We start from the raw sequence: 19,799 nt of genomic DNA, 5'->3' as shown, positions 1-19,799 counted from the left end.
TCGAAAGGACGGCCCTCTGACCATCTACAACTCTCTGACCAAAGAAAGGTTGAGATCGGTCGTCGCCAGCGTACGCGGTATCGGGAGCCCTCGCCGTCAGGACGGGCGTACCGCTCCTGCGTAGCCTCGCCTGTCTATGCGATCGACACGGACGACAGCACCTGTGTGGGGTGCGTTCACCATTTCGGCGCCGCTGACGGCCAGGCCGACGTGGTCAGGGCCCGGGCGGGAGGAGTCGGTTTCATAGAAGACGAGGTCGCCGGGCTGAATCTGTGATCGAGGGATCTTCTGACCCGAGTTGACCTGCTCATACGTGGTTCCGCCGATGCGAGCGCCGGCCTTGCCCCATGCGTACTCAGTAAGACCGCTGCAGTCGAACCCCTTGGTGTTGGCGCCCCGTCCTATGCCGAAGCTGGGGCCCGCGGGGCCGCCCCCGCCCCATGAGTACGCGATTCCGCGCTGTGCCAATGCGGAGGTCACAGCGATGACAGCACGGGCGGAGCCGGCGGCTGTCGAGAGGCCGTCGAGCTTCGTGCACAGCTTGCCGGCAATGGTGCGGACGATGTCCTCGGCTTGCTTGCGAACAGCGGCGGGATCCCGTTGCGTGCCGTACTTCTGGCGCAGGCCGGACGCCAGATCCGTGACGACCGCCTCCCTCGGGACACCGAGACTGGCGGCAGCCTCGATACTGGTCTGGACCTGGGACTGCTCCTCATCCGTCAGGCCCTTCGCATCCGGCCAGAGGGTATCGACGAGCTTCCTGGCGAGCGCCTCGTGCTTGGCGTACTCGCCGCGCAGGTTCCTTTGCGGTCGTTGGACGATCGCGGCGGCTTTCGTCAGGGGCATGGTCGTCCACCCGCGTACCTGGATGAGCCGCTTGTAGAAGGAGCGGGCCGCGTAGCTGGGGGTGGTGACCTGCTCGCGTGTGCCCCAGCCGACCGAGGGCGTTTGCTGGAACAGGCCGAAGGACTTTCCCTCCTTGGAGACGGCGCCGTTGTCGAGACGGCTCTCCTGAAGCGCCGTCGCGAGGGCGATCTCGGCTGCTCTCTGAGGCAGGTTGAGCTTGATGGCGACTTCGACGACGGCCTTCGCGTTGTCGGCCTGCCGGGCGGACAATCCCAGCGTGATGCCCTTGTTTTTGGTCTCGTAGCCGCACACCGCATGGCTCATCTGGGCCGGATCCGACGCGACGGCCGCGTACTGGGCGCCACCGGCCATTCCGGCGATCAGGACCAGGCCCGTGACGAGACCGCCTCCTGCGGCGATTGCCCCGACGATCATTCGCTGCCCTCCTTCGGCTCGGGGCCGAGGTGCGGCCAATGCTGGGCCAGTTCGATGAGGCTCAGGCGTGCGTCCTGTCTGTCATGGGGCAGCCAGTTGCAGACCTCTACGGAGATCGCAGTGGGTACGGCGAGTTGGGTCGCGCGCTGCTGGAGTCGTGCGTGGAGGGACTTCTCGCGGCGCGGCGTGCTGGTGAGGAACAGGACCGGGGTGACAATTCGGGTGGTCGCAGCCAGGGAGGCGTAGCCGGAGAGCTTGGCGGCGACGCGGTCGAGGGTTTCCGTTCCGGTGTCGTACTCAAGGAAGAAGTCGAGGATTCCGCCGTTCTCGCGCCAGCGGCCGTAGGCGTCCGGGCGGACGTGCTTGCCCCAGGTGTCGGCGCAGCGGTTCTCGGGCCACCAGGTGTCCAGCGAGCAGCCGGGCTTATGGCGGGCTGTGCTGTACAGATCGGCGAAGACCTGGTTGACGCCGACGGTGTGGGCGAGGCGCTGGCTGTAGGCGATGGACAGTGCGCGGTCCTGGCGGTAGCCGAAGGCGGGCAGGTCTACGCCATCTTCCTGGGCCAGTGCCGCGGCGCCGGGTTCGCCGAGTACGTAGTGCCAGGGCGCGGAGCCGGTCGGGGGCTTGGGGCGGAAGCGGTCCAGCACGCCCAGGCGGTGCAGGGCGACGAGCCTGTGACGTGCGGTTGAAGGGTCGTCGAAGCAGAGCCGTAGGAGCTGGTGGGAGGTCAGGACCTTGTGGGTCCAGACCAGGCGGAGCAGGCGGCGGTCGCGGTCGGCCAGTTTGGTGGCCAGGGAGGCGAGGACGGCCGGGGTGTAGTGCTCGTTCATGCGTTTCCTCCTGATGGTTGCTGCCGGGGGTCGTCCTCGGGCAGGTGGGTGGTGGTGATGGGGTTGCGTCCGTGGGCTTGCGAGGCGGCTGCTCGGATGCGGTCGGCGACGTCTTTCGAGGGTTCAGGGAGCGGCCGGGTACGCAGGGTGAAGGGCGGGACCTCGGCGGAGCGGACCATCAGACGGGCGGCGGCCTGGTAGGCGTCCAGGTTGGCCAGGTCGTGGGCGGTCAGGTACGGGACGAAGTGGCGTTCGACCTCGCGGGCGTCGTCCGGCGAGAGCGAGAAGTAGATCTTGTTGCGGGCGTCGGAGCTGATCGCCTGGCGCAATGCGGTGGGGAGTTGGGCGAGGTGCTGGTGGGCGAGCACCATCGACAACTTGAAGGCGCGGGCCTCGGCGAGCATGTCGGACAGGGCGTGGGGCAGATTGAGGAAGTTCTGGGTCTCGTCGACGTACAGGGCGGCGGGTGCCCGCGAGTGGCCGAGCCGTGCGCGCTGGGAGGCCGCCTGCCAGACCTGGGCGACCAGCAGGGAGCCGACGAGCCTGGCGGTGTCCTCGCCGAGGGTTCCCTTGGGGAGGCGGGCGAGCAGGATGCCGCCGTCCAGCACATCGCCGACGTCGAACGTGGACTGCTCGTTGCCGAGGATGTCGCGGACGAACGGGCGGAGCATGAAGGCCCGCAGCTTGTTCATGATCGGGGCCGTGACGTGGGCCTGGGCCTGTTCCGACAGGTGTTCGTACCAGTGCCAGAAGCCCAGCAGGAAGCTGTCGTCCAGCCGTTCGACCAGTTGCCGGCGGTACGCCGAGTCGGTGAGCAGGGCGGGGATGTCGGCGAGGGTCCCGTTGCCGTGCGCCAGGGTAAGGGCGCAGCCGCGCAGGATGTCGTCGGTACGCGGGCCCCAGTAGTCGGAGTAGATCTTGTGGAAGATTCCGACCAGGTTGTCCACGCAGGTCTCCCGGTCGGTGCCGGACAGGACGTTGAGCGCGGGACGTGAGTGCCTGTCGTCGGGGTCGATCAGCACGACCCGGCTTCCGGCGTCCTCCGGAATGAGTCCGAGCAGGTCGGTGACCAGATCGCCTTTGGCCTCGAGGACGGCGACGCCCCGGCCGGCGTCGATGTCGGAGAGGATCATTTGGGCCAGGAGCGTCGACTTGCCGGTGCCGTTCGGCCCGAGTACGTGAACGTGGTGGAAGGAGTCGTGCACCCGGAGCGCGACCGGCCGTTCGTGGCCCGCGTCCGAGTACCCGAGGACCTTGCCGCCGCGGGCGACCTGCGGAGAGGGCGCGACCGTGTTGGCCCCGGCCCGCTGGAGGCCGGGCACCGCGACGTCGAGCGGGAGGTGGGCGAGGGCGGACAGCTCGGGGATCGACGCCAGGAAGCCGCGTCCGAGACGCCGGGAGGCCAGCCGGCGCGCGGGCATGAGGAGGCGGTGACGTTCGAGCCGGTTGTATCCGGAGAACAGGGCGAACGCGGAGGCGATGGCGTGCGCGCGTCCTCTGATCGCGTTGGTCCGGGTCTCACCTGTCCCGTCAGCCTGTACGGCGTAGCGAATCGCCACCTCGTAGCGGGGCCGGTGGGCTTTGTCGCGGATGGCGCGTGCCTCGGCCGCCCCTTCGAGCCGAACGGCCTGATCTTTGGACACCGCATGGCCCGTGTGGATGGGGAAGACGAAGTCGAGTACAGCTCGTACGAGCCCGGTCGGGCCGCTGCTGAGGCGGTGCCCGGTGGCGGGCCGGGCCAGGACCTGGACCACCGCGTGTTGCCAGGGCGGCATGCCCACCCCGGCTCCGATCAGCGCGCGGAGCGGGTCGCGGTCATGGCTGTGACGCAGGGGCAACCGCTCGCCGCGGGCGATGGCGAACCGTCCGCCGGTCGCGGTCCCGTCGAGCGGCACAGGGGGAGCGGCTTCCTGTACGAAGGTGCGCGCTGATGGCCAGGCGGCCTCGATGGCATGCTCGACCAGGTACTGAGGGATGACGCCCGGAACCCACAGTCGGATCCGCACGCCGTCGGGGCCGAAGACGTACTCGAAGCTCAGGTGTGGTTGGCCGAACAGCAGCCGCTTCCACGCCGGCCGCAACAGGCCGATCAAGTTGCCCCACAGCGCCTCGGCACCGGGCATGTCGGCGACCGGCGGGGCGAGGATCTCCACGCACCGCGCGTTCTTGGTCAGGTGACGGTGGCGGAGTCGTACGAGCAAGAATCTGAGCGCGATGACCGCGATATCTGCGGTCAGCGTGAGGGCGGCGAGCTGCCACACGTGCGCGTACAGCCAGTTCAGATAGGGGTCGGGGTAGGTGAGGAGGTCGTAGAGCATCAGAACTCGTCCTCCTCGTACTCGGCGATCTCCTGGGGCGACGAGGTCACGAGGCGGTGTTCTTGTTCGCTGGCCAGCACTTGGAAGGCCACCCGAGCGGCCCCAGAGTCCGCTGCCAAGAGTCCGAATCCTCTGTCCGCCGACAGGAGCAGCTGGCGTTCGCCGTCGGAGAGCCGGAAGGCCTCGGCGACGGTCTCGATGGCCTGGGGCGCTTGGCGGAGGAGGACCTGCGTGGTGGAGTTCGCGACGATGGCCTGGCCGAGGTCGGAGCCGAGCAGGTCGGCGGCGTCCTGGGTGACCACCGACAGGCCCGCCCAGTGCTTGCGCGCCGCCTTCGCCATGCGCAGCAGGAACTTGGCCCCCTCAGGGTCCTTCATCAGCAGCCACGCCTCGTCCACCACGATCAGCCGAGGGCGGCGGTCGTGTGGATCGGAGACGCGCCGCCACACGGCGTCCAGGGTGAGCAGGGTGCCGACTGCCTTGAGCTCTTCTGGCAGGTCTCTGAGGGAGAAGACGATCAGGTGGGAGTCGGGGCGGGTGGTGGTGTGGCCGTCGAAGAGCTGGCGGTGGCTGCCCGTCACGTACGGAGCCAGACCCGCCGCGACCTCCTTGGCCTTGGGATCGCCGTCTTGCTCCAGGGCGTCGGCGAGGTCGCTCATCAGCGGCGGGCGGCGCTTCCAGGTGCGCTGGTCGAAGGTGATGCCGGCCTGCTTGTACGCGGTGAGGATGGCCCGGTCGAGCGCGGCCTTGCCGGTCTTGTCCAGCGGCCCGCCGAGCATGACGGCGACCAGGGTGTGCAGGAACAGCGATCGACGGGTGAGCGGGTCCTCGCCGCGCTGGTTGCGGGTAGGCAGGTCGAAGGGGTTGAGCCGGACTTTCGGTGCGCCGAGATGAAGGTAGGCTCCGCCGACGGCCGCGCAGAGCCGGGCGTACTCGTCCTCGGGGTCGATCACGGCGACCTCGACGCCCCGGTAGAGGGAGCGCAGGGCTTCGAGCTTGGCGAGGTAGGACTTTCCTGCGCCGCTGCTGGCGATGATCGTGGAGTTGTGGTTGGGCTGGGCGAAGCGGTCCCAGGCGACCAGGGAGGCGCTGGCGGCGTTCGCCCCGTACAGGACGGTGGTCGGTCCCAGCTCGGTCGTCAGATCAGGTGAGGTGAAGGGGAAGGCCGCCGCGAGGGCGGGGGTGTCGAACGTACGCCGCATCGTCAGGTTGTCGTAGGCCAGCGGCAGGCTGGAGACCCAGCCCTGGAGCTGGCGGAAGGTCGCCTGTTTGGCGTCCAGGAGCAGGGAGGCGGCCAGAGCCCTGACCTGGGCGCAGGCGTCGTCGAGTTCCTGCGGGGTGGTGGCGTGAACGGTGAGGTAGATCGAGGCGCGGAAGAGCTTGGCCTGGCCGCGGGCGATCCGGGACGCCAGGTCCTGGGCGTCCTCGGCGGCCACTTCCGCCCCGGGGTCCAGCAGCCGGCCGTGTTGCTGGTCGTTGCGGAGCCCTGACTCCAGGCGGGCGAGCTGCTTGCGGAGCCGGTCGGAGGCGACCAGGGAGGGGACGGGGTCGACGTGGAGTGAGACGTCCAGGCGTCCGGGGTGGGTGAGCAGCGGTTCCAGCCAGCCGGGCGCGACCTCGCGGGGATATCCGGTGATGGCGAACGTGGCACAAAGGCTGTCGCCGACGCGGAGGTGACGGGACTGGACTTCGACCGATTCGGGACCGAAGCCTTTCGGGACGGGACGTTGGCGCCGGAGAAGGCTCACCAGTGTTCTCCTCTTGTGATGACCTCGTCCGGCTGGGCGAAGTCGGTGTCGGGCATGGGTGGCGCGGTGGGGTCGAAGCAGGACGCCAGCAGGGCGTTCGTGGCTGGGCTGTCCAGGAGGCGGACGGTGAGGCCGCACGCGGACAGCACCCGGGAGGCTTCGTCGAGCCGGCGCAGGGCACGGGCCGCGGCCGCGTCGCGGCTGTTGGCTCCAGCGGCGGGTTCGCGGATGATCAGCAGTACTTGGCGGCGCAGCAGGTCGTGTCTCGCGGAGATGTCCGCGAGGAAGGCGGCGTGCTCTTGGGCGGCGGCGGTCAGTGCCGGGTGGGGGAGTTGTCGGGCGTTGTGCTCCAGGTCGGAGATCGCCTGGGTCAGGTCGGTACGTTCGGCCCGGACCAGGATCTGGGCAGGGCCGGACAGCGAGTTGAGCCACCGGCCGAAGACCGCCACGAGCACGTCCTGCTCGTCCGCTGTGCGGAGAGCGAAGCTGACAGTGGAGACCTCCGCGATGGCCACGACGCCATCGGGTCCGAGGTCGATCAGGCCGTTCCCTGACACCGCCCGCGCGGGGAGGCGAAGTGGTGCGGGGCGCGGTCCGGGTCGGGCGGAGATCCAGGCCGGTGCGGCAGGGGTCTCCTCCGAGGCTGAGACCAGGAGTTTGGGGGAGCGCTGGTATCGGATTGCCGCGAGCAGATATCGGTCCAGCGAGACACCGTCACGTTTGCCGATGGCCAGCACGATCCCGATGACCACGATCGGCAGTGCGGCAGCGGCGAAGACGGGCAGCGGAATCCGGTCGCCCGCGGCGAGATAGGCGGCATAGAGCAGGGCTCCGGTCGCGCCGAGGATGACGACCTGACGAGCGGTGAGATTGGAGAGGATCTTGTCCTCTTGCTCAACGTCAGCGGGAATCCGTACCGTTTCCGACCAGCTCACCGTTCTTCACCCCCACGGCGTCGTGGGCGCTGACCCCGGGCAGGGGGTGGTGAGGGGCGTTTGTCGTCGGGCGGAACCCATGCCGTTGCCGCGGGGGGCGTGATCGCCATGGGGCGGCTGGTGGATGGGATGGGACGACGTGGGACTGCACCGGCTCCGGGCGCAGGGGAGCTGTCCGGCGGCGTCCATCGCTGGGCCGGGTTCGACCAGCGTTGGTGTGCCTGGGGTGTGGTGGAGGAGCCCCAGGCAACCCGGGCGTTCGGATCGGGCGGCGTCCAGCCTTGCCGGCCTGGCGTCCTGGATGCGCCGGTTCTGGCAGCATCTACGGCGCGCGTGCCACGTCCGGCCGCGGTGGCAGCGGTGGCGGCAGCCGTACCGGCAGGGCCTCCGGCAACGGCAGGCAGCACCTTGCCGGCCAGCGTGGCGGTTGCCGCTCTCTTCGTTGTCGTGGTCTTCTTGCCGCCGCGTCCACCTCGGCCGAGATGAAGGGCGTTCAGGACGGGTGAGGTGAGCTTGTACGCGATGGCGTACTTGAAGGTCCGGGCAACGAAGCCGCCACGGCCGCCATGTCCGCCTCTGGCCTGAGCGAAGATGCGGCGGCTGATCCAGCCCGGGATACGTACCAGGATGATCAGCAAGCACAGGGCGAGTAGGAGATTGACCAGCTGGCCGCTCGGAGCGACGCCGAGCAGCAGACGGCCTTCCTGGTTGAAGAAGATCCGTACGGCCAGGACCAGCGTGAGTGACTGAGCGACCTGGATCACCAGCAGCCCGCCGAAGGCCCGCCACCAGAACCTTGCCAGCCCCTCCGTGTACGGCAGCGCGTGGCAGGCGAGCGCCAGCGGAGCGGCCACCACGAGAAGGATCACCAGCGCGGCCCGTTTGATGAACGTGATCAGCAGCAGGATGAGCAGGATGATCCCGGCCATGGCGAGCAGGTTGTAGAAGGCCGTCATGGCGCTGTTGGGCAGCAGCATCGATCGGAGCGTGGTCGCCGCCCGCTGCCGATCGAAGTCCTCGCCGAGCAGAGCCTGAGAGAGGGCGTCGGCCAGCTCGATGGCCCTGCCGCAGACGAGATAGCTGGTGTTCGTCACCACGACCGCGATGGCGACCCGCGGCAGGACCTCCTTGATGGCGTACCGGGTCTGGACGGTCTCGTATCCCATGACGGCAATGGCGCCGATGGTGAGGAGGAGAAGGAAGGATGCGTTGGCGATCGCGGCGGTGGCCTTCCACACGTCGAACACGCGGCCGTCCTCGGAGAGGTTCGGAGTGGTGAGGAGAGTGGCTGTCAGGAGTTCGAGAAGCGGCTGAATTGCCATGGCCACGAGTTCGGCAAACCAGTGGTTGATCTGGCCGATGATCCAGTCGCCGATGTTGAGCCCGAGGCTGGTGCCGGTACCGGGACGTCCAGGCAACGGCAGGTTGTCGATGATGGGGGAAGGCGTTGGCGATGGAGTGGCAACGGCAGCCGACGCGGTTGCGGCAAGCGTTGCCACTCCGGCAGCAGCGGCGATTGCCATGTGGGCGGTTGGAGACATCTCGCTCACCCGCCCACGATGCTCTTGAGAACGTTCACCAAGATCGGGGCGAGGATGGCCAGCGCGTAGCCGAAGGCGGCGGCCTTCAGCGCGGACTTGGCCTTCTGTACTTCGCCGGGGTCTCCGCCGGCCACCAGGTAGCGCAGACCGCCGACCGTCAGCATCAGCGTGGCCAAGGTCGCCAGGAGGCCGATCAGCCAGTTCCGGATGTTGGTGAACACGGCGTTGAGATCGGCGGGCGCCGCCAGTGCTCCTGTTGCCGTCAGGAGAATGACGAGCGCGGCAACAATTGCCACAACCGCGACGGCCATTGCCACGCGGCGGGCAAGGGCTTGCCGCCGCCTGCGCCGCAGTTCCGCCTTCTGCCGTGCCGCGAAGGGGTTGCCGATGGGAAAGATCCGCGCGGAGCCGGGGGCAACGTCCCTGCCTCCCTTCGGGTCGGTTGCCACTTCCGCATCCGGAAGCCCCCGGCTCCGCGCGGGGATCGTGTCCCCCACCCTTCGAGGGGCAGGGGAAGTGATCGCTAGGGACAGCGTCGACTGGACTATCCCGGCTTGAATGGCGGCGATCAGCGCCGGCTCGCAACGTTGCCGCAGCTTCCGCGCCGCGGCCTCGCTCAGCCCAAGACGCGCGGCCGCCTGCCGCAACGGCATCCGCTCCAGCCGGGTCAGTCCGATCAGTTCCGCGTCAAGCTGGCTCAGCACACCGCTGGCCACCGCGTCGCTCAGCACCAGGTCCGGATGGCCAGGCGGGCGTGCCGGTGGGGCGGACTCGTTCAGAGGCAGGTGGCGCCCGGCCGAGGCGGCGTCGCGTATGGCTCGCTCACCTGCTCGCTGCGCCGCTCCCCAGAGCTGGGGACGGATGTTGGGGCCGGTGAGGTCGATGCGCTGCAGAGCCTGCAGGAAGCCGGTGAGGATTTCGGTGTCCACGTCGTCCATGCCCGCCGAGGGCGCCTGACGAGCCAGTGCTCCGGCGATCAGGCGCAGGGCCGGGATGGCCATGCCGACAGCCGCGACAGTCCAGGCCGCGCCGTGCTGGCGGGAGCGGGTGACGAGCTCCCGCCACACGATGTCTCGCGTGTCATTGGCCAGAGTTCGGCTGGTGAGCAGGCGCCGTAGGTCCAGCAGCCCGATCTTGCCCTGCGGGAGGTCCGGCGCGAGGCCGGCGCAGTCGAGGTACAGCCCTCCGGGACCGGCGGCCAGCAGACGGAACGAGGTCTCCGCGATGTCCAGCGATGAGCCTGTAATGCGTTCGGCGCTCATTTCTTTCTCCAGGTCGAGAGGAATCCGTTGACTCGAACCTGGTTTACGCGCGGCATCAGAAATTTCTCAGAGACTGTTGGGAGCGAGCGCTCTGAATTCATTCAGAGTCGTAACTCTGGTTCTCTGAGAGGCGCCGCTTCTGAGTCGCTTCTGAGCCCTCTGAGCGAACTCTGAGCTGGCTGTTGTCCTGGGACTGCATCCGGAAGAACGTCCCGACACAGCACATGGAGAACACGAATGACAATTCCCGGCGGCCAGATCAAATGAAAGCCAAAGAGGACTCGCCCAAAGTGCAATTGGCAGTTGCACCGATCACAATCCAAACGGCCAAGGCATTCGTCGCCTGGACTCATCGGCACCTCGGACCACCGATCGGCGCCAAATTCGCGGTCGGCGCGAAGACCAGCAACGGCACTCTCGTCGGCGTCGTGATCCTCGGACGCCTGGACGCCCGAACTCTCGACGACGGCGACACCGCTGAGATCACCCATCTCTGCACCGACGGCACCCCGAACGTCTGTCCCTTCCTCCTCTGTCTGGCCTGGCGAGCAGCCCGCGTTCTGGGCCACCGCCGCCTGGTCACCTACACCCACGCCGACGATCCGGGCACCAGTCTCCGCGCGGCCGGCTACCGCCCCGTTGCTCAGGTGCCGCCCGAACAAGTTCCAGCCACAACCAGTCGCCTCCGAACTTCAGGGGAGGCCGACAACGTCGTTCGCACTCGGTGGGAGATCAAGGCTGAGGGCACTCAGCTCGTGCCCGATACCGCCTGCAGGCGTCTTCCGGGATGGGAGCGCCCTTGATGCGCCAGCCTTACTGGAGCGACGAGCAGGCTGAGATCTTCCAAGGCGATGCCCGCGAAGTCCTGGCCGAGATGGAAGGCGGATCCATCGACTGCATCGTCACCAGTCCGCCCTACTACGGGCTCCGCCACTACTGCCCTGGCGAATACGGCCAAGAGTCAACGCCAGCGGAGTACGTGGAGAATCTCCAAGGTGTCTTCGCCGAAGCTCGGCGAGTCCTGGCCGACGATGGCACCTTCTGGCTGAACCTCGGTGACTGCTACGCGGCCAACTCCGACGGCTGGGCTCGTGGCGAGAACTTCAACGAGCACCAGCCTCGAGTACGACCAGCAGGCCGACGGTCTCTGCCGCCCAAAAACCTTCGCGGCATGCCGTGGCAGGTTGCCCTCGCCCTGCAGCAGGACGGCTGGATCCTCCGCAACGCCATCGTGTGGCACAAGCCGAACGCCATGCCTCAGTCGGTGCTCGACCGCCTCTCCAACCGCTACGAGTTCATCTTCCTGCTCGTCAAACAACGGCACTACTGGTTCAACCTCGACCCGATCCGGGAGCGCCCTGCAGAAGGCGACCGTCGGCCGCAACGCGATGGCACAAGACCGACCTCCGTGGGCTACGCACGGCCCTCAGGCGGCAAGTACGGCACCGGGGCGAAGGTCTTCAGCGGCAGACGGCATGGCGATGCCATGCTCCCCACTGGGGGACGGCATGACGCGGCACACCCAGACGGCAAGAATCCGGGCGACGTCTGGTCGATCTGCACTCGTCCGCTTCGCGAGGCGCACTTCGCGGCCTTCCCCATCGATTTGCCCCTCCGGGCGATCGCCGCTGGTTGTCGTCCGGGCGGTACCGTTCTCGATCCCTTCAGCGGTGCCGGCACGAGCGGCATCGCCGCTCGGCAACTCGGGCGCTACTTCCGGGGCATCGAACTCAACGCCGCCTACTGCGAGCTAGCGTGCGCCCGCTTGGCGGCCACACAACAGGGTGATTCGCCAGAGGCCGACGGTGGCTGAAGGGATACAAAGGGCCTGCTCAGGGCCTCCCAAAACAGGTCCGGTGTCGTACGCTGCAGGGCCTGGCGAACTGGACGACGATCAGCCAACGGTACGGATCGAGACCGAATTCCTCCTGCTCCACGGGGAGGAAGGCCGGACATTGCGTGCGGCTCAGTCGAAGGTCATTCACGAGATCTTGTGCTGGTTCGCCGCATACGACGCACGTGAGGAGAGCGATGAGCACATGGGGGACGGGGGCCGCCCAGGACCCGTTTGACGGTCTACGCGTCGCCTGGTGCGGCCGTACCTCAACCGAGGACCTGCAGGACCCGACTCTCTCGCTGCCTCGTCAGCTGCACAACAGCCGGGCGGCTCTGCCGTCCGGCTCCCTCATCGTCGCCCACTTCTACGACATCGAGTCCGGCCGCAAGAACCTGGAAGACCGCGGTCACGGCACCGCCCACGAGCGCTTCAACATCCCCATCCCCCGCGATGGCGGCATCCAGGATCTGCTGGCCGAGGCGACCCGGCGCGATCGCCGCTTCGACGCGGTGATCTGCGAGTCCATCGACCGCATCTCCCGGCGCACCTTCTACGGCACGAAGATCGAGCACGAGCTGGAAGAGCTCGGCGTCGCCCTCTTCGCCGCCGACGAGCCGATCACTCTCAACGGCAAGCGCGCCACCGCGATCCTCACCCGCCGCGTCAAGCAGGGCATCGCCGAGTGGTACGCGGTCCAGATGATGGAAGCCTCCTGGGACGGCCTCAGAACCCACACCCAGCAGGGCTGGAACGTCGGCCGCCCGCCCTACGGTTACCAGGCCAAGAAGGTCCCTCACCCCGTCCCCGCCAAGGCTGCCGACGGCAAGACCAAGACGCTCCTCATCCCGGCACCGATCCGAGGCGCGGCCATCACCCAGATCTTCATTTGGCGGGTCATGGAGCGCCTCGGCTACGGCGACATCGCCGACCGCCTCAACGCTGACCACGATCGTTTCCCACCGCCCGAGTCGCTTAACCCGAACTTCCGGGGGCGCAACGCCTGGGGCCGTTCCGGGGTGCGGGAGATGCTGCGCAACCCCAAGTACACCGGCTACATGGTGTGGAACCGCAAGGCGACCACCAGCCGCAGGGGAAGCAAGCGCGGCATGGACAACCCGCCGAGCACGTGGGTCTGGTCCGACCACCCCACGCACGAGCCACTGATCACCCGGGAGATGTACGACGCCGCCCAGACCATCGGACGCGTCCGCAACACCTCCCGCACCGGCTCAGAGGCCAACAGCCACCCGCAGACCCGGCGCACCTACGTGCTGCGCTCCTTCGTTCATTGCGACCTGTGTGATCGCCGCATGTTCGGCCAGACCGAGACCCGCCGCAAGGCCAAGGACTCCTACTACTGCTGTCAGCCCGACCGCAACCACCTCGGCCGTGAGGACCGCTTTCCGGGGCACCCGAAGGTCATCCGGGTTCGGGAGGACGTCCTTCTCGACGCCGTCCACGACCTGTTCCAGCGACGCATCTTCGGCCGCCACCGCCATCAGCTCCTCGCGGTCGACCTGCCGAAGAGCAGCGATCTGGCGCGACAGGAATGGGAATCGCGGTGCCAGTCCCTCAAGAACGGCATCGCCGATCTTGCCAGGAAGCAGGACCGGATCATCGCCCAGGTCGAGGAGAGCGACGCAGACGGCGAGTTCACGCGCCGCCTGCGCACCCGGTTCTCAGAACTGGAGGTGCAACGGCGTGCCAAGGCTCAGGAACTCGCCGAGGTCGAGGCCGATGCGCCCGCCCAAGACCACCAGACAGACCTGCTCCACAAGATCCCCATGCTCCAGTCCAGGATCGCCGAGCTGCCCGAAGAACTGCAGCGCAAGCTCTTCTCGGCCTTCCACCTGGAGATCCGCTACAACGACGCCGTCGGCATCGTGCTGATCAGAGTCACTCTCGACAACAACACCATCGAAGGAGTCGCCACCATGGCAGAGGAAATCCCCGGCAACGAAAACAGGCACCCGCAGGTCGCGAGTGCCAGTGCCGAAGATTTGATGCGTGCCCCCGGCAGGATTCGAACCTGCGGCACCCGCTTTAGGAGAGCGGTGCTCTATCCCCTGAGCTACGGAGGCGGACGCTTGTAAGCCTAGCGAAAGTCTGGCACTCCGTGGGACGTGGGGGCGCGATCAGTTTGGCGGGGTTGGTTATGGGTGCTCTGAGCTGCGGTAAAGGCATGACAAGTGCTCAGATTCGGGATCATCGTGCGCGGATAGCGTCTGCCTGTGATCAGGAGGCGATGCACGCAGGCTCGTCGGCGGCCCGTTGTGTTGTTTGGGGCGTTGCTGGCGCCGGCGATCCTCGCAGGAGGGTTGTTGGCGGGGGAGATTCGGGGGTTTGAGGCGGAAGGGGTGGGTTCTCGCGGGGCGGAAGGTGGTGTGAGGGGGGTGGCGTTGGAGCCGGTTCTGGTGCCTGCGCCGGCTCGGCCCGATCGGAGGTATGAGGGCGCTGTGCCTGCGCCTGCGCCTGCGCGAGGGCTGCCCAGGCCTGTGCGGGAGGCCGAAACTGTCGAGGCGGCTCCGGAGGTTGTTGTCGAGGAGCCTGTTACGCCGGCTCCGCCGCAGGTGGCTCGGGCTGGGTGTCCGGGGGAGTGGGTGGATACCTGGTTGTGGGAGTTGTGCCGGGATCGGGAGCAGGAGGCGGCGGCTGCGGAGTCCCTGGCGCCAGGGATATGAACCTTCTGTGAGGGGATGGCGTACTGAGGTGTAAGGCGTGGTGTTCTGGGTGCCATTGGTGGGTCTGGGGTGTGGTACAGGGTGTGACGGGCCGTACAAAGCGGGTTATTCGTCTCATAGCAGCTCTTCGGAGTTCGGTCCGGACACTCGGGGGGCTGTAGTAACGTGCGTGCCTGACCTGGGTAACGAGTTTGCAAACGGAGGAGTCGAACGTGCCAGCCCCTCGATCAGCGGGTCTGATCGCGGTTGTCATGGCGGTGGCTTCGCTTTTGGCGCCTTTTGGGCAGGTGCCGGTGCAGGCTCAGGCACGGGTTGAGCAGGTGCGGCAGCGGGTTGAGCGGCAGGATCCGTCCAATCTGACTGAGCTGCGGAAAGAGGCTGAGCGGTCGGCGAAGGAGCTGGAGGACGCCACCAAGGCTCTGGAGAAGCGGCGGGCGGACATCGCGGCTTCCGAGAAAGCGCTCAAGGGCAAGCTAACCGCCTTGCAGGAGCTTGAGGGGCGGCTGGCCGTGATGCGTCAGCCGGTGTCGCAGATGGCCGAGTTGCTGTATCAGCAGCCGCTCATTGCCGGTGGGGTCGTACCGTTTCTGTCTGGAAGCGCCGATGAGAAGACCTTGCGGGCTCTGTCGGACGCCAACCAGATCGTGGCCGTACGGCAGCAGGCCGTTGAGCAGACCAGCACCCTGTACAAGGAGACCGAGCGGCTGGCCGGCGAGGCGCAGGAGCTTCGGGCAGGCAACCTGCTGACCGAGGCGCAGCTCGCGGCCGAGGTCGACACACTGCGGCAGAGGTCGGACAAGATCGTGAAGTCGCTGACCGCGGCGCTGGTGAAGCTGGGGATCAAGATTGACAAGGTGGGGCGGGCGGCGCTGGGGTGTAACCCGCTTCGGGCAGCTACGGCCGACAGCTACCCGAATGGGCTGATCCCCAGGGGCATGCTCTGTCCCTTGCAGCAGAAGGGGTTCAGTCTCAGGGCGGACGCGACCATCGCTTTCGTGAGTTTGAACGAGGCTTTTCGGCAGCGGTTCGGGAAGGCCATGTGCGTGACGGACGCGTACCGCAGTCTTGCCGAGCAGCAGTCGGTCTACTATCGGCGGCCTGGGTTCGCCGCCGTGCCGGGGCGGAGCAACCACGGGCTCGGGCTGGCTGTGGACCTGTGTGGAGGGGTGGACAGGGCCGGGTCCGTGGAGTTCGTGTGGATGGAGAAGAACTCCAAGCGGTATGGGTGGTTCCACCCCTCCTGGGCCTACAGCAGCCCGTTCGAGCCGTGGCATTGGGAGTACGACCCTAAGATCGATTCGCTGCTCTGAGCCCGCTTCAGGCTCGGGCCACTTCCGCGCTGCAGAAGGCGCAGCGGGAGGCGGCCTTGGGGATCTCTGACAGGCATTCCGGGCATTCGTGGGTCGTCGACTCGACCTTGGCTGCGGCGCGGTCTCTGAAGTGGGTGTATGGCTTGACCACGAGGAAATAGATCACAGCGGCGACCATCAGGAACGAGATGATCGCGTTGATGAAGTTGCCGTACATGAAGTTGGACTGGCCGATGGTGATCTTGAGCGAGGCGAAGTCGGGCAGGCCGCCGAACGCCGAGATCAGCGGGGTGAGGAGGTCGGCCACGAACGACTGCACGATCGCGTTGAAGGCCGCCCCGATGACCACCGCCACCGCGAGGTCGATGACATTTCCCTGCGTGAGGAACTTCTTGAATCCGTTCATGGCAAGTGATCGTAGCCGAATGATTACCCAGAGTTAGGTTTGATGGTGATCGAAAGGCGGGCTTGAGCCTGGGCGGCTGCTAATTCGGCTGCCTGGGGCGGGGTCACCGCCAGGACGATCAGTGTGCCGTCGTCTGATGACTGTGGTGGCGGTTTTGGGATGGTCAGTACTTGCGTGTCCGAGGCTATTTGGCGGGCGTGGGTGGCTTCTTGGTAGGCGGCCAGGAGGGTGATCGTTGAGCCGGGGGCGATCAAGGCCGCTGCGGCGGCGTCGGCTATGCGTACGGGGGCGGCTACCAGGCCTGGTGGGAGGCGGTAGGAGGACAGGAGACGGACGTCTGTCAGGGGTTCGCCTCTGCGCATGGGGGTCGCCAGGGTTTGGCCTGGTGTGATGTCGCGTACCGCTCCTGCGGGGGGAGGGTCGAGGGCGACCAGGTGGAAGTCGGCTGGGGTCACCGGGCCGGGGGACAGGTCGCGGGAGGCCACCAGAACCGTGGGGGTCGCTGCCGTGGTGGGGCGGGTGGCGAGGAAGGCGCAGATGACGGATGTGGCGGCGAGCGCCGCCGCTATGAGGCGGCGGCGACGGCCGTAGCGGGACAGCCAGGAAGGGATCACGGTAGCTCGAAGGGGAGCTTGATGCCGTCGAGGGTCGTGCCGCAGGGGCAGGTGCGGTCATCCGGGAGGGATTGCACTGTTTCGGACACGAGGGTGCGCATGCGGGTGACATTTTGGGCGAAGAACTCCAAGACCTCGTCGTGGGTGACGCCCTCGCCGGCCTCCACCCCGGCGTCGTGGTCGGTCACCAGGGAGATCGACGTATAGCAGAGTGCCAGCTCGCGGGCCAGGATCGCTTCGGGGAAGCCGGTCATGCCCACGATGGACCAGCCGTTGCTCGCGTACCACTGGGACTCCGCACGCGTCGAGAAGCGCGGGCCCTCGATGACCACCAGGGTGCCGCTGTCGGCCGTTTGCCAGCCACCTGAGCGGGCGGTTCGCGCGGCTGTGGAGCGGCCCGCCGGGCAGTAGGGGTCGGCGAACGAGACGTGGACTGCGCCGTCAATATCGTAATAAGTCTGGACGCGTCCAGAAGTGCGGTCTACGAGCTGGTCGGGGATCACGATGGCTCCAGGGCCGTACTCGGCTCTCAGCGAACCTACGGCGCTCGGTGCCAGCACCTGGCGGACGCCGAGCGAGCGCAGCGCCCAGAGGTTGGCGCGATAGGGGATACGGTGAGGCGGGAAGCGGTGATCTCGCCCGTGTCTGGGAATGAACGCCACGGAACGCGAGCCGATGCGTCCGACCGTGACGACATCGCTCGGGGGGCCGTAGGGTGTGGCGAGTTCGATCTCCTCTGCGTCGTCGAGCAGGGAGTAGAAGCCGGAACCGCCGATGACGCCGATGTCTGCGCGAGTGACCATGGCGCTGAGAGTAGCCGGAGTGGCCGGGGGCGAGGATGGCCCGAATGGCGTTCTGTGGATAACTTGGTGGCGTGGAGTAGGCACACCAGTACGAAGAGTAGGATCGCCGCATGCGGCATCAGGGCCTCGGGCTCATCATCGTCGCGCTCATGCTCGGTATGTTGTTGGCGGCGCTCGATCAGACCATCGTGTCCACGGCCCTGCCGACGATCGTGGGCGACCTCGGCGGGCTGGAGCAGCTGTCCTGGGTCGTGACCGGATACATGCTGGCCTCCACCGTCTCGACGCCCCTCTGGGGGAAGCTGGGCGATCAGTACGGGCGCAAGAGGCTCTTCGTCTCCGCCATCTGCATATTTCTGGTCGGGTCGGCGCTTTGCGGGCTGAGTCAGAACATGGGAGAGCTCATCGCGTTCCGGGCCGCGCAGGGGCTCGGCGGGGGCGGGCTGATGGTGCTGGCCCAGGCCATCGTGGGCGATGTCGTCTCCGCCAGGGAGAGGGGGAAGTACCAGGGGTTCTTCGGCGCGGTCTTCGCCGTGTCCAGCATCGTGGGGCCGCTGCTCGGCGGCCTGTTCGTCGATCACTTGTCGTGGCACTGGGTGTTCTACGTCAACCTGCCGCTGGGGGCCGTCGCGCTGTTCGTGATCGTGACGGTGTTGCCGGGGGACGACACGCGTACCAGGCACGCGATCGACTACGGCGGCGTGGTGCTGCTCGGCGCGGCGACCTCCTGCCTGGTGCTGATCACGACGTGGGGCGGGACGACGTACACGTGGAACGATCCGGTCATCCTGGGCTTGGCGGGGGCGGCGCTGGCGCTGCTGGTCGCCTGGGTGCTCGTCGAACGGCGGGCGGCCGAGCCGGTGCTGCCGCTCGGGCTGTTCGGGGTCAGGGCGTTCGCCATGTCGTCGGTGGTGGGGTTCGTGGTGGGGTTCGGGATGTTCGGGGCGCTCACCTATCTGCCGCTCTATCTGCAGGTGGTGCATGGCGTCAGTCCGACTTTGTCGGGGGTGTACCTGCTGCCGATGATGGCCGGGATGTTGACCATGTCCATCGTGAGCGGGCAGATCATCTCCAAGACCGGGAAATATCGGTATTTGCCGATTGCGGGGACGGCTGCGGCATCTGTGGGGATGTTCCTGCTCTCGACGATGACCGAGGCGAGCAGTCTGCTCACGATGGGGGTCTATCTGCTGCTGCTCGGGGTCGGGCTGGGGATGACCATGCAGGTGCTGGTGATCGTGGTGCAGAACGCCGTCGACTTCAAGGATCTCGGGGTGGCGACCTCGGGGGCCACGTTCTTCCGGTCGATCGGTGGGTCGTTCGGGGTGGCGACGCTCGGGTCGGTCTTCGCGGCCACCTTGAACGATGATCTCCGGGAGGCGCTGCGTGGTGTGCGGTTGCCCCCTGGGTTCGATCCGAAAAGGGTTCAGGAGGATCCGACCGTTATCCAGCAGTTGCCGCGGGGGCTCGCGCAGGGGTTCCTGCATGTGTACGCCGATGCGATCGCGGCGGTCTTCCGGGTGGCGGCGCCGGTGATGTTCGGGGCGTTCCTCCTCAGTTGGTTCATACCGCAGGCTCGGCTCAGGGAGACCACGAAGGCGGCGGATCTGGGTGAGGGGCTGGGGGCCACGTCCGCGGAGCGGTCTTCGCTGGCCGAGGTCGAGCGGGGGCTCGTCCGGCTGGCCGATGCGGACCTGCGCCGGGGCTATTACGACCGGCTGGGAGCTGTCGCGGGGTTGAGCGGGATATCGCCGCAGGGGGTGTGGATCATCGCCAGGCTGGGCGGGGAAGGGTGGGTGCAGGCCGGGGCGCTGGCCGAGCGGGCTCACGTGAGCAGGGAGTACGGGCGGCCGTACGTCGATCAGCTCGTGGCGGCGGGGCTGGTGCGGCGGTCGGACGATGATGAGGAACTGCGGCTCACGGCGGCGGGGGATCAGGCCGCTGTACGGCTCCTGCGCTGCTCGCGGGAGGGGCTGAGCCGGTTGGTGGCTGATTGGGGGCCTGATCCGCAGCTCGAACGGCTGGTTGATCGGATCGCGCCCGAATTGCTCGGGGCCCGGGCCGATCGACCGCCTTAGCGGCACAGGCTGTCTGTCGTGCGGTCGAAGCCCAGGGCTCGTTGGCCCCCAGGTGGTCAGGTGTGGGAGGTCGTGGAGCGGCCTGGTTGGAGACCAGACCGTAGCCACGCTCAGGTGAGGCTGACTGAGCCACGCGTGGGAGATCGAGGGCTGGT

The 19,799-nt window shown here is 67.4% G+C and carries 17 protein-coding genes, 1 tRNA gene and 1 pseudogene; 5 read left to right on the top strand and 14 right to left on the bottom strand.

Features of this window, described 5'->3' with window-relative positions; translation table 11 throughout:
- Positions 1–96 precede the first annotated feature (96 nt).
- The 7 genes from ACFPZ3_RS42835 to ACFPZ3_RS42805 are packed head-to-tail and all read right to left on the bottom strand — an operon-like array spanning position 97 to position 9,915.
- Positions 97–1,281, bottom strand: coding sequence for a C40 family peptidase (locus ACFPZ3_RS42835; protein WP_379520103.1), 1,185 nt, complete (start codon positions 1,279–1,281; stop codon positions 97–99).
- A complete protein-coding gene (locus ACFPZ3_RS42830) occupies positions 1,278–2,111 on the bottom strand; it encodes a replication-relaxation family protein (RefSeq protein WP_379520102.1) in 834 nt (277 codons plus the stop codon). The genes ACFPZ3_RS42835 and ACFPZ3_RS42830 overlap by 4 nt, the downstream gene beginning before the upstream one ends.
- Complete coding sequence (locus ACFPZ3_RS42825) at positions 2,108–4,429, bottom strand: type IV secretory system conjugative DNA transfer family protein (RefSeq protein WP_379520101.1); 2,322 nt, start codon at positions 4,427–4,429, stop codon at positions 2,108–2,110. Before ACFPZ3_RS42825 ends, ACFPZ3_RS42830 begins: the two co-directional genes overlap by 4 nt.
- Positions 4,429–6,177, bottom strand: a complete 1,749-nt coding sequence (locus tag ACFPZ3_RS42820; protein WP_379520100.1) for a VirB4 family type IV secretion system protein — start codon at positions 6,175–6,177, stop codon at positions 4,429–4,431. Before ACFPZ3_RS42820 ends, ACFPZ3_RS42825 begins: the two co-directional genes overlap by 1 nt.
- On the bottom strand, positions 6,174–7,112 hold the full coding sequence (locus ACFPZ3_RS42815; protein WP_379520099.1) for a PrgI family protein: 939 nt from the start codon (positions 7,110–7,112) through the stop codon (positions 6,174–6,176). Before ACFPZ3_RS42815 ends, ACFPZ3_RS42820 begins: the two co-directional genes overlap by 4 nt.
- Entirely contained in the window at positions 7,109–8,653 is a 1,545-nt protein-coding gene (locus ACFPZ3_RS42810) for a conjugal transfer protein TrbL family protein (protein ID WP_379520131.1), read from the bottom strand. The genes ACFPZ3_RS42815 and ACFPZ3_RS42810 overlap by 4 nt, the downstream gene beginning before the upstream one ends.
- Positions 8,654–8,658: 5 nt before the next feature.
- Complete coding sequence (locus tag ACFPZ3_RS42805; protein WP_379520098.1) at positions 8,659–9,915, bottom strand: hypothetical protein; 1,257 nt, start codon at positions 9,913–9,915, stop codon at positions 8,659–8,661.
- Between the two features lie 224 nt (positions 9,916–10,139).
- Between ACFPZ3_RS42805 and ACFPZ3_RS42800 the strand changes: the two genes are divergently transcribed.
- From ACFPZ3_RS42800 to ACFPZ3_RS42790, 3 genes and pseudogenes are all read left to right on the top strand, one after another.
- Positions 10,140–10,718 carry an XF1762 family protein gene (locus ACFPZ3_RS42800; RefSeq protein WP_379520097.1) on the top strand — a complete coding sequence of 193 codons (579 nt, stop codon included), beginning with the start codon at positions 10,140–10,142 and terminating at the stop codon, positions 10,716–10,718.
- Positions 10,718–11,728 (top strand): DNA-methyltransferase, encoded by a 1,011-nt coding sequence (locus ACFPZ3_RS42795; protein WP_379520096.1) that lies wholly within the window; start codon positions 10,718–10,720, stop codon positions 11,726–11,728. The genes ACFPZ3_RS42800 and ACFPZ3_RS42795 overlap by 1 nt, the downstream gene beginning before the upstream one ends.
- A gap of 218 nt (positions 11,729–11,946) precedes the next feature.
- Positions 11,947–12,891 (top strand): annotated as a pseudogene (locus ACFPZ3_RS42790) (recombinase family protein); the annotation flags it as partial.
- On the opposite strand, the gene ACFPZ3_RS42785 reads toward ACFPZ3_RS42790, so the two are convergent.
- The 4 genes from ACFPZ3_RS42785 to ACFPZ3_RS42770 all read right to left on the bottom strand — a co-directional run bounded on the left by ACFPZ3_RS42785 (position 12,804) and on the right by ACFPZ3_RS42770 (position 13,833).
- Positions 12,804–12,992: a hypothetical protein gene (locus tag ACFPZ3_RS42785; protein WP_379520095.1), complete on the bottom strand. Its 189-nt coding sequence runs from the start codon at positions 12,990–12,992 to the stop codon at positions 12,804–12,806. The pseudogene ACFPZ3_RS42790 and the gene ACFPZ3_RS42785 overlap by 88 nt on opposite strands.
- On the bottom strand, positions 12,982–13,251 hold the full coding sequence (locus ACFPZ3_RS42780) for a hypothetical protein (RefSeq protein ID WP_379520094.1): 270 nt from the start codon (positions 13,249–13,251) through the stop codon (positions 12,982–12,984). Before ACFPZ3_RS42780 ends, ACFPZ3_RS42785 begins: the two co-directional genes overlap by 11 nt.
- Before the next feature lie 180 nt (positions 13,252–13,431).
- On the bottom strand, positions 13,432–13,722 hold the full coding sequence (locus ACFPZ3_RS42775) for a hypothetical protein (RefSeq protein ID WP_379520093.1): 291 nt from the start codon (positions 13,720–13,722) through the stop codon (positions 13,432–13,434).
- A 38-nt stretch (positions 13,723–13,760) separates the two neighbouring features.
- Positions 13,761–13,833 (bottom strand) — tRNA-Arg (locus tag ACFPZ3_RS42770).
- Between the two features lie 851 nt (positions 13,834–14,684).
- Here ACFPZ3_RS42770 and ACFPZ3_RS42765 point away from each other — a divergent pair.
- Complete coding sequence (locus tag ACFPZ3_RS42765; RefSeq protein WP_379520092.1) at positions 14,685–15,743, top strand: D-alanyl-D-alanine carboxypeptidase family protein; 1,059 nt, start codon at positions 14,685–14,687, stop codon at positions 15,741–15,743.
- Positions 15,744–15,750: 7 nt separating this feature from the next.
- Here the strand turns inward: ACFPZ3_RS42765 and mscL are convergent, their stop codons facing one another.
- From mscL to ACFPZ3_RS42750, 3 genes are read right to left on the bottom strand one after another with little or no spacing between them, the layout of a single operon-like run.
- Positions 15,751–16,149 (bottom strand): large conductance mechanosensitive channel protein MscL, encoded by a 399-nt coding sequence (gene mscL / locus ACFPZ3_RS42760; protein WP_379520091.1) that lies wholly within the window; start codon positions 16,147–16,149, stop codon positions 15,751–15,753.
- Positions 16,150–16,172: 23 nt separating this feature from the next.
- Positions 16,173–16,763, bottom strand: a complete 591-nt coding sequence (locus ACFPZ3_RS42755) for an RcpC/CpaB family pilus assembly protein (protein WP_379520090.1) — start codon at positions 16,761–16,763, stop codon at positions 16,173–16,175.
- Positions 16,760–17,566, bottom strand: a complete 807-nt coding sequence (locus ACFPZ3_RS42750) for an S-methyl-5'-thioadenosine phosphorylase (protein WP_379520089.1) — start codon at positions 17,564–17,566, stop codon at positions 16,760–16,762. Before ACFPZ3_RS42750 ends, ACFPZ3_RS42755 begins: the two co-directional genes overlap by 4 nt.
- 110 nt (positions 17,567–17,676) lie before the next feature.
- Here ACFPZ3_RS42750 and ACFPZ3_RS42745 point away from each other — a divergent pair, with 110 nt between their 5' ends.
- The gene (locus tag ACFPZ3_RS42745) at positions 17,677–19,644 is read left to right on the top strand and encodes an MFS transporter (RefSeq protein WP_379520088.1); all 1,968 of its coding nucleotides are present in this window, start codon (positions 17,677–17,679) and stop codon (positions 19,642–19,644) included.
- Positions 19,645–19,799 lie beyond the last annotated feature (155 nt).

This window comes from Nonomuraea insulae (genome assembly GCF_042656245.1).
This window is presented reverse-complemented; position numbering and strand designations above follow the sequence as displayed.

Coding starts and splice junctions, on each gene's coding strand:
- ACFPZ3_RS42835 (WP_379520103.1), bottom strand. CDS start 1,281: ATGATCGTCGGGGCAATCGCCGCAGGAGGCGGTCTCGTCACGGGCCTG.
- ACFPZ3_RS42830 (WP_379520102.1), bottom strand. CDS start 2,111: ATGAACGAGCACTACACCCCGGCCGTCCTCGCCTCCCTGGCCACCAAA.
- ACFPZ3_RS42825 (WP_379520101.1), bottom strand. CDS start 4,429: ATGCTCTACGACCTCCTCACCTACCCCGACCCCTATCTGAACTGGCTG.
- ACFPZ3_RS42810 (WP_379520131.1), bottom strand. CDS start 8,653: ATGTCTCCAACCGCCCACATGGCAATCGCCGCTGCTGCCGGAGTGGCA.
- ACFPZ3_RS42805 (WP_379520098.1), bottom strand. CDS start 9,915: ATGAGCGCCGAACGCATTACAGGCTCATCGCTGGACATCGCGGAGACC.
- ACFPZ3_RS42800 (WP_379520097.1), top strand. CDS start 10,140: ATGGAGAACACGAATGACAATTCCCGGCGGCCAGATCAAATGAAAGCC.
- ACFPZ3_RS42795 (WP_379520096.1), top strand. CDS start 10,718: ATGCGCCAGCCTTACTGGAGCGACGAGCAGGCTGAGATCTTCCAAGGC.
- ACFPZ3_RS42780 (WP_379520094.1), bottom strand. CDS start 13,251: ATGGCGGTGGCGGCCGAAGATGCGTCGCTGGAACAGGTCGTGGACGGC.
- ACFPZ3_RS42765 (WP_379520092.1), top strand. CDS start 14,685: ATGGCGGTGGCTTCGCTTTTGGCGCCTTTTGGGCAGGTGCCGGTGCAG.
- mscL (WP_379520091.1), bottom strand. CDS start 16,149: ATGAACGGATTCAAGAAGTTCCTCACGCAGGGAAATGTCATCGACCTC.
- ACFPZ3_RS42750 (WP_379520089.1), bottom strand. CDS start 17,566: ATGGTCACTCGCGCAGACATCGGCGTCATCGGCGGTTCCGGCTTCTAC.
- ACFPZ3_RS42745 (WP_379520088.1), top strand. CDS start 17,677: ATGCGGCATCAGGGCCTCGGGCTCATCATCGTCGCGCTCATGCTCGGT.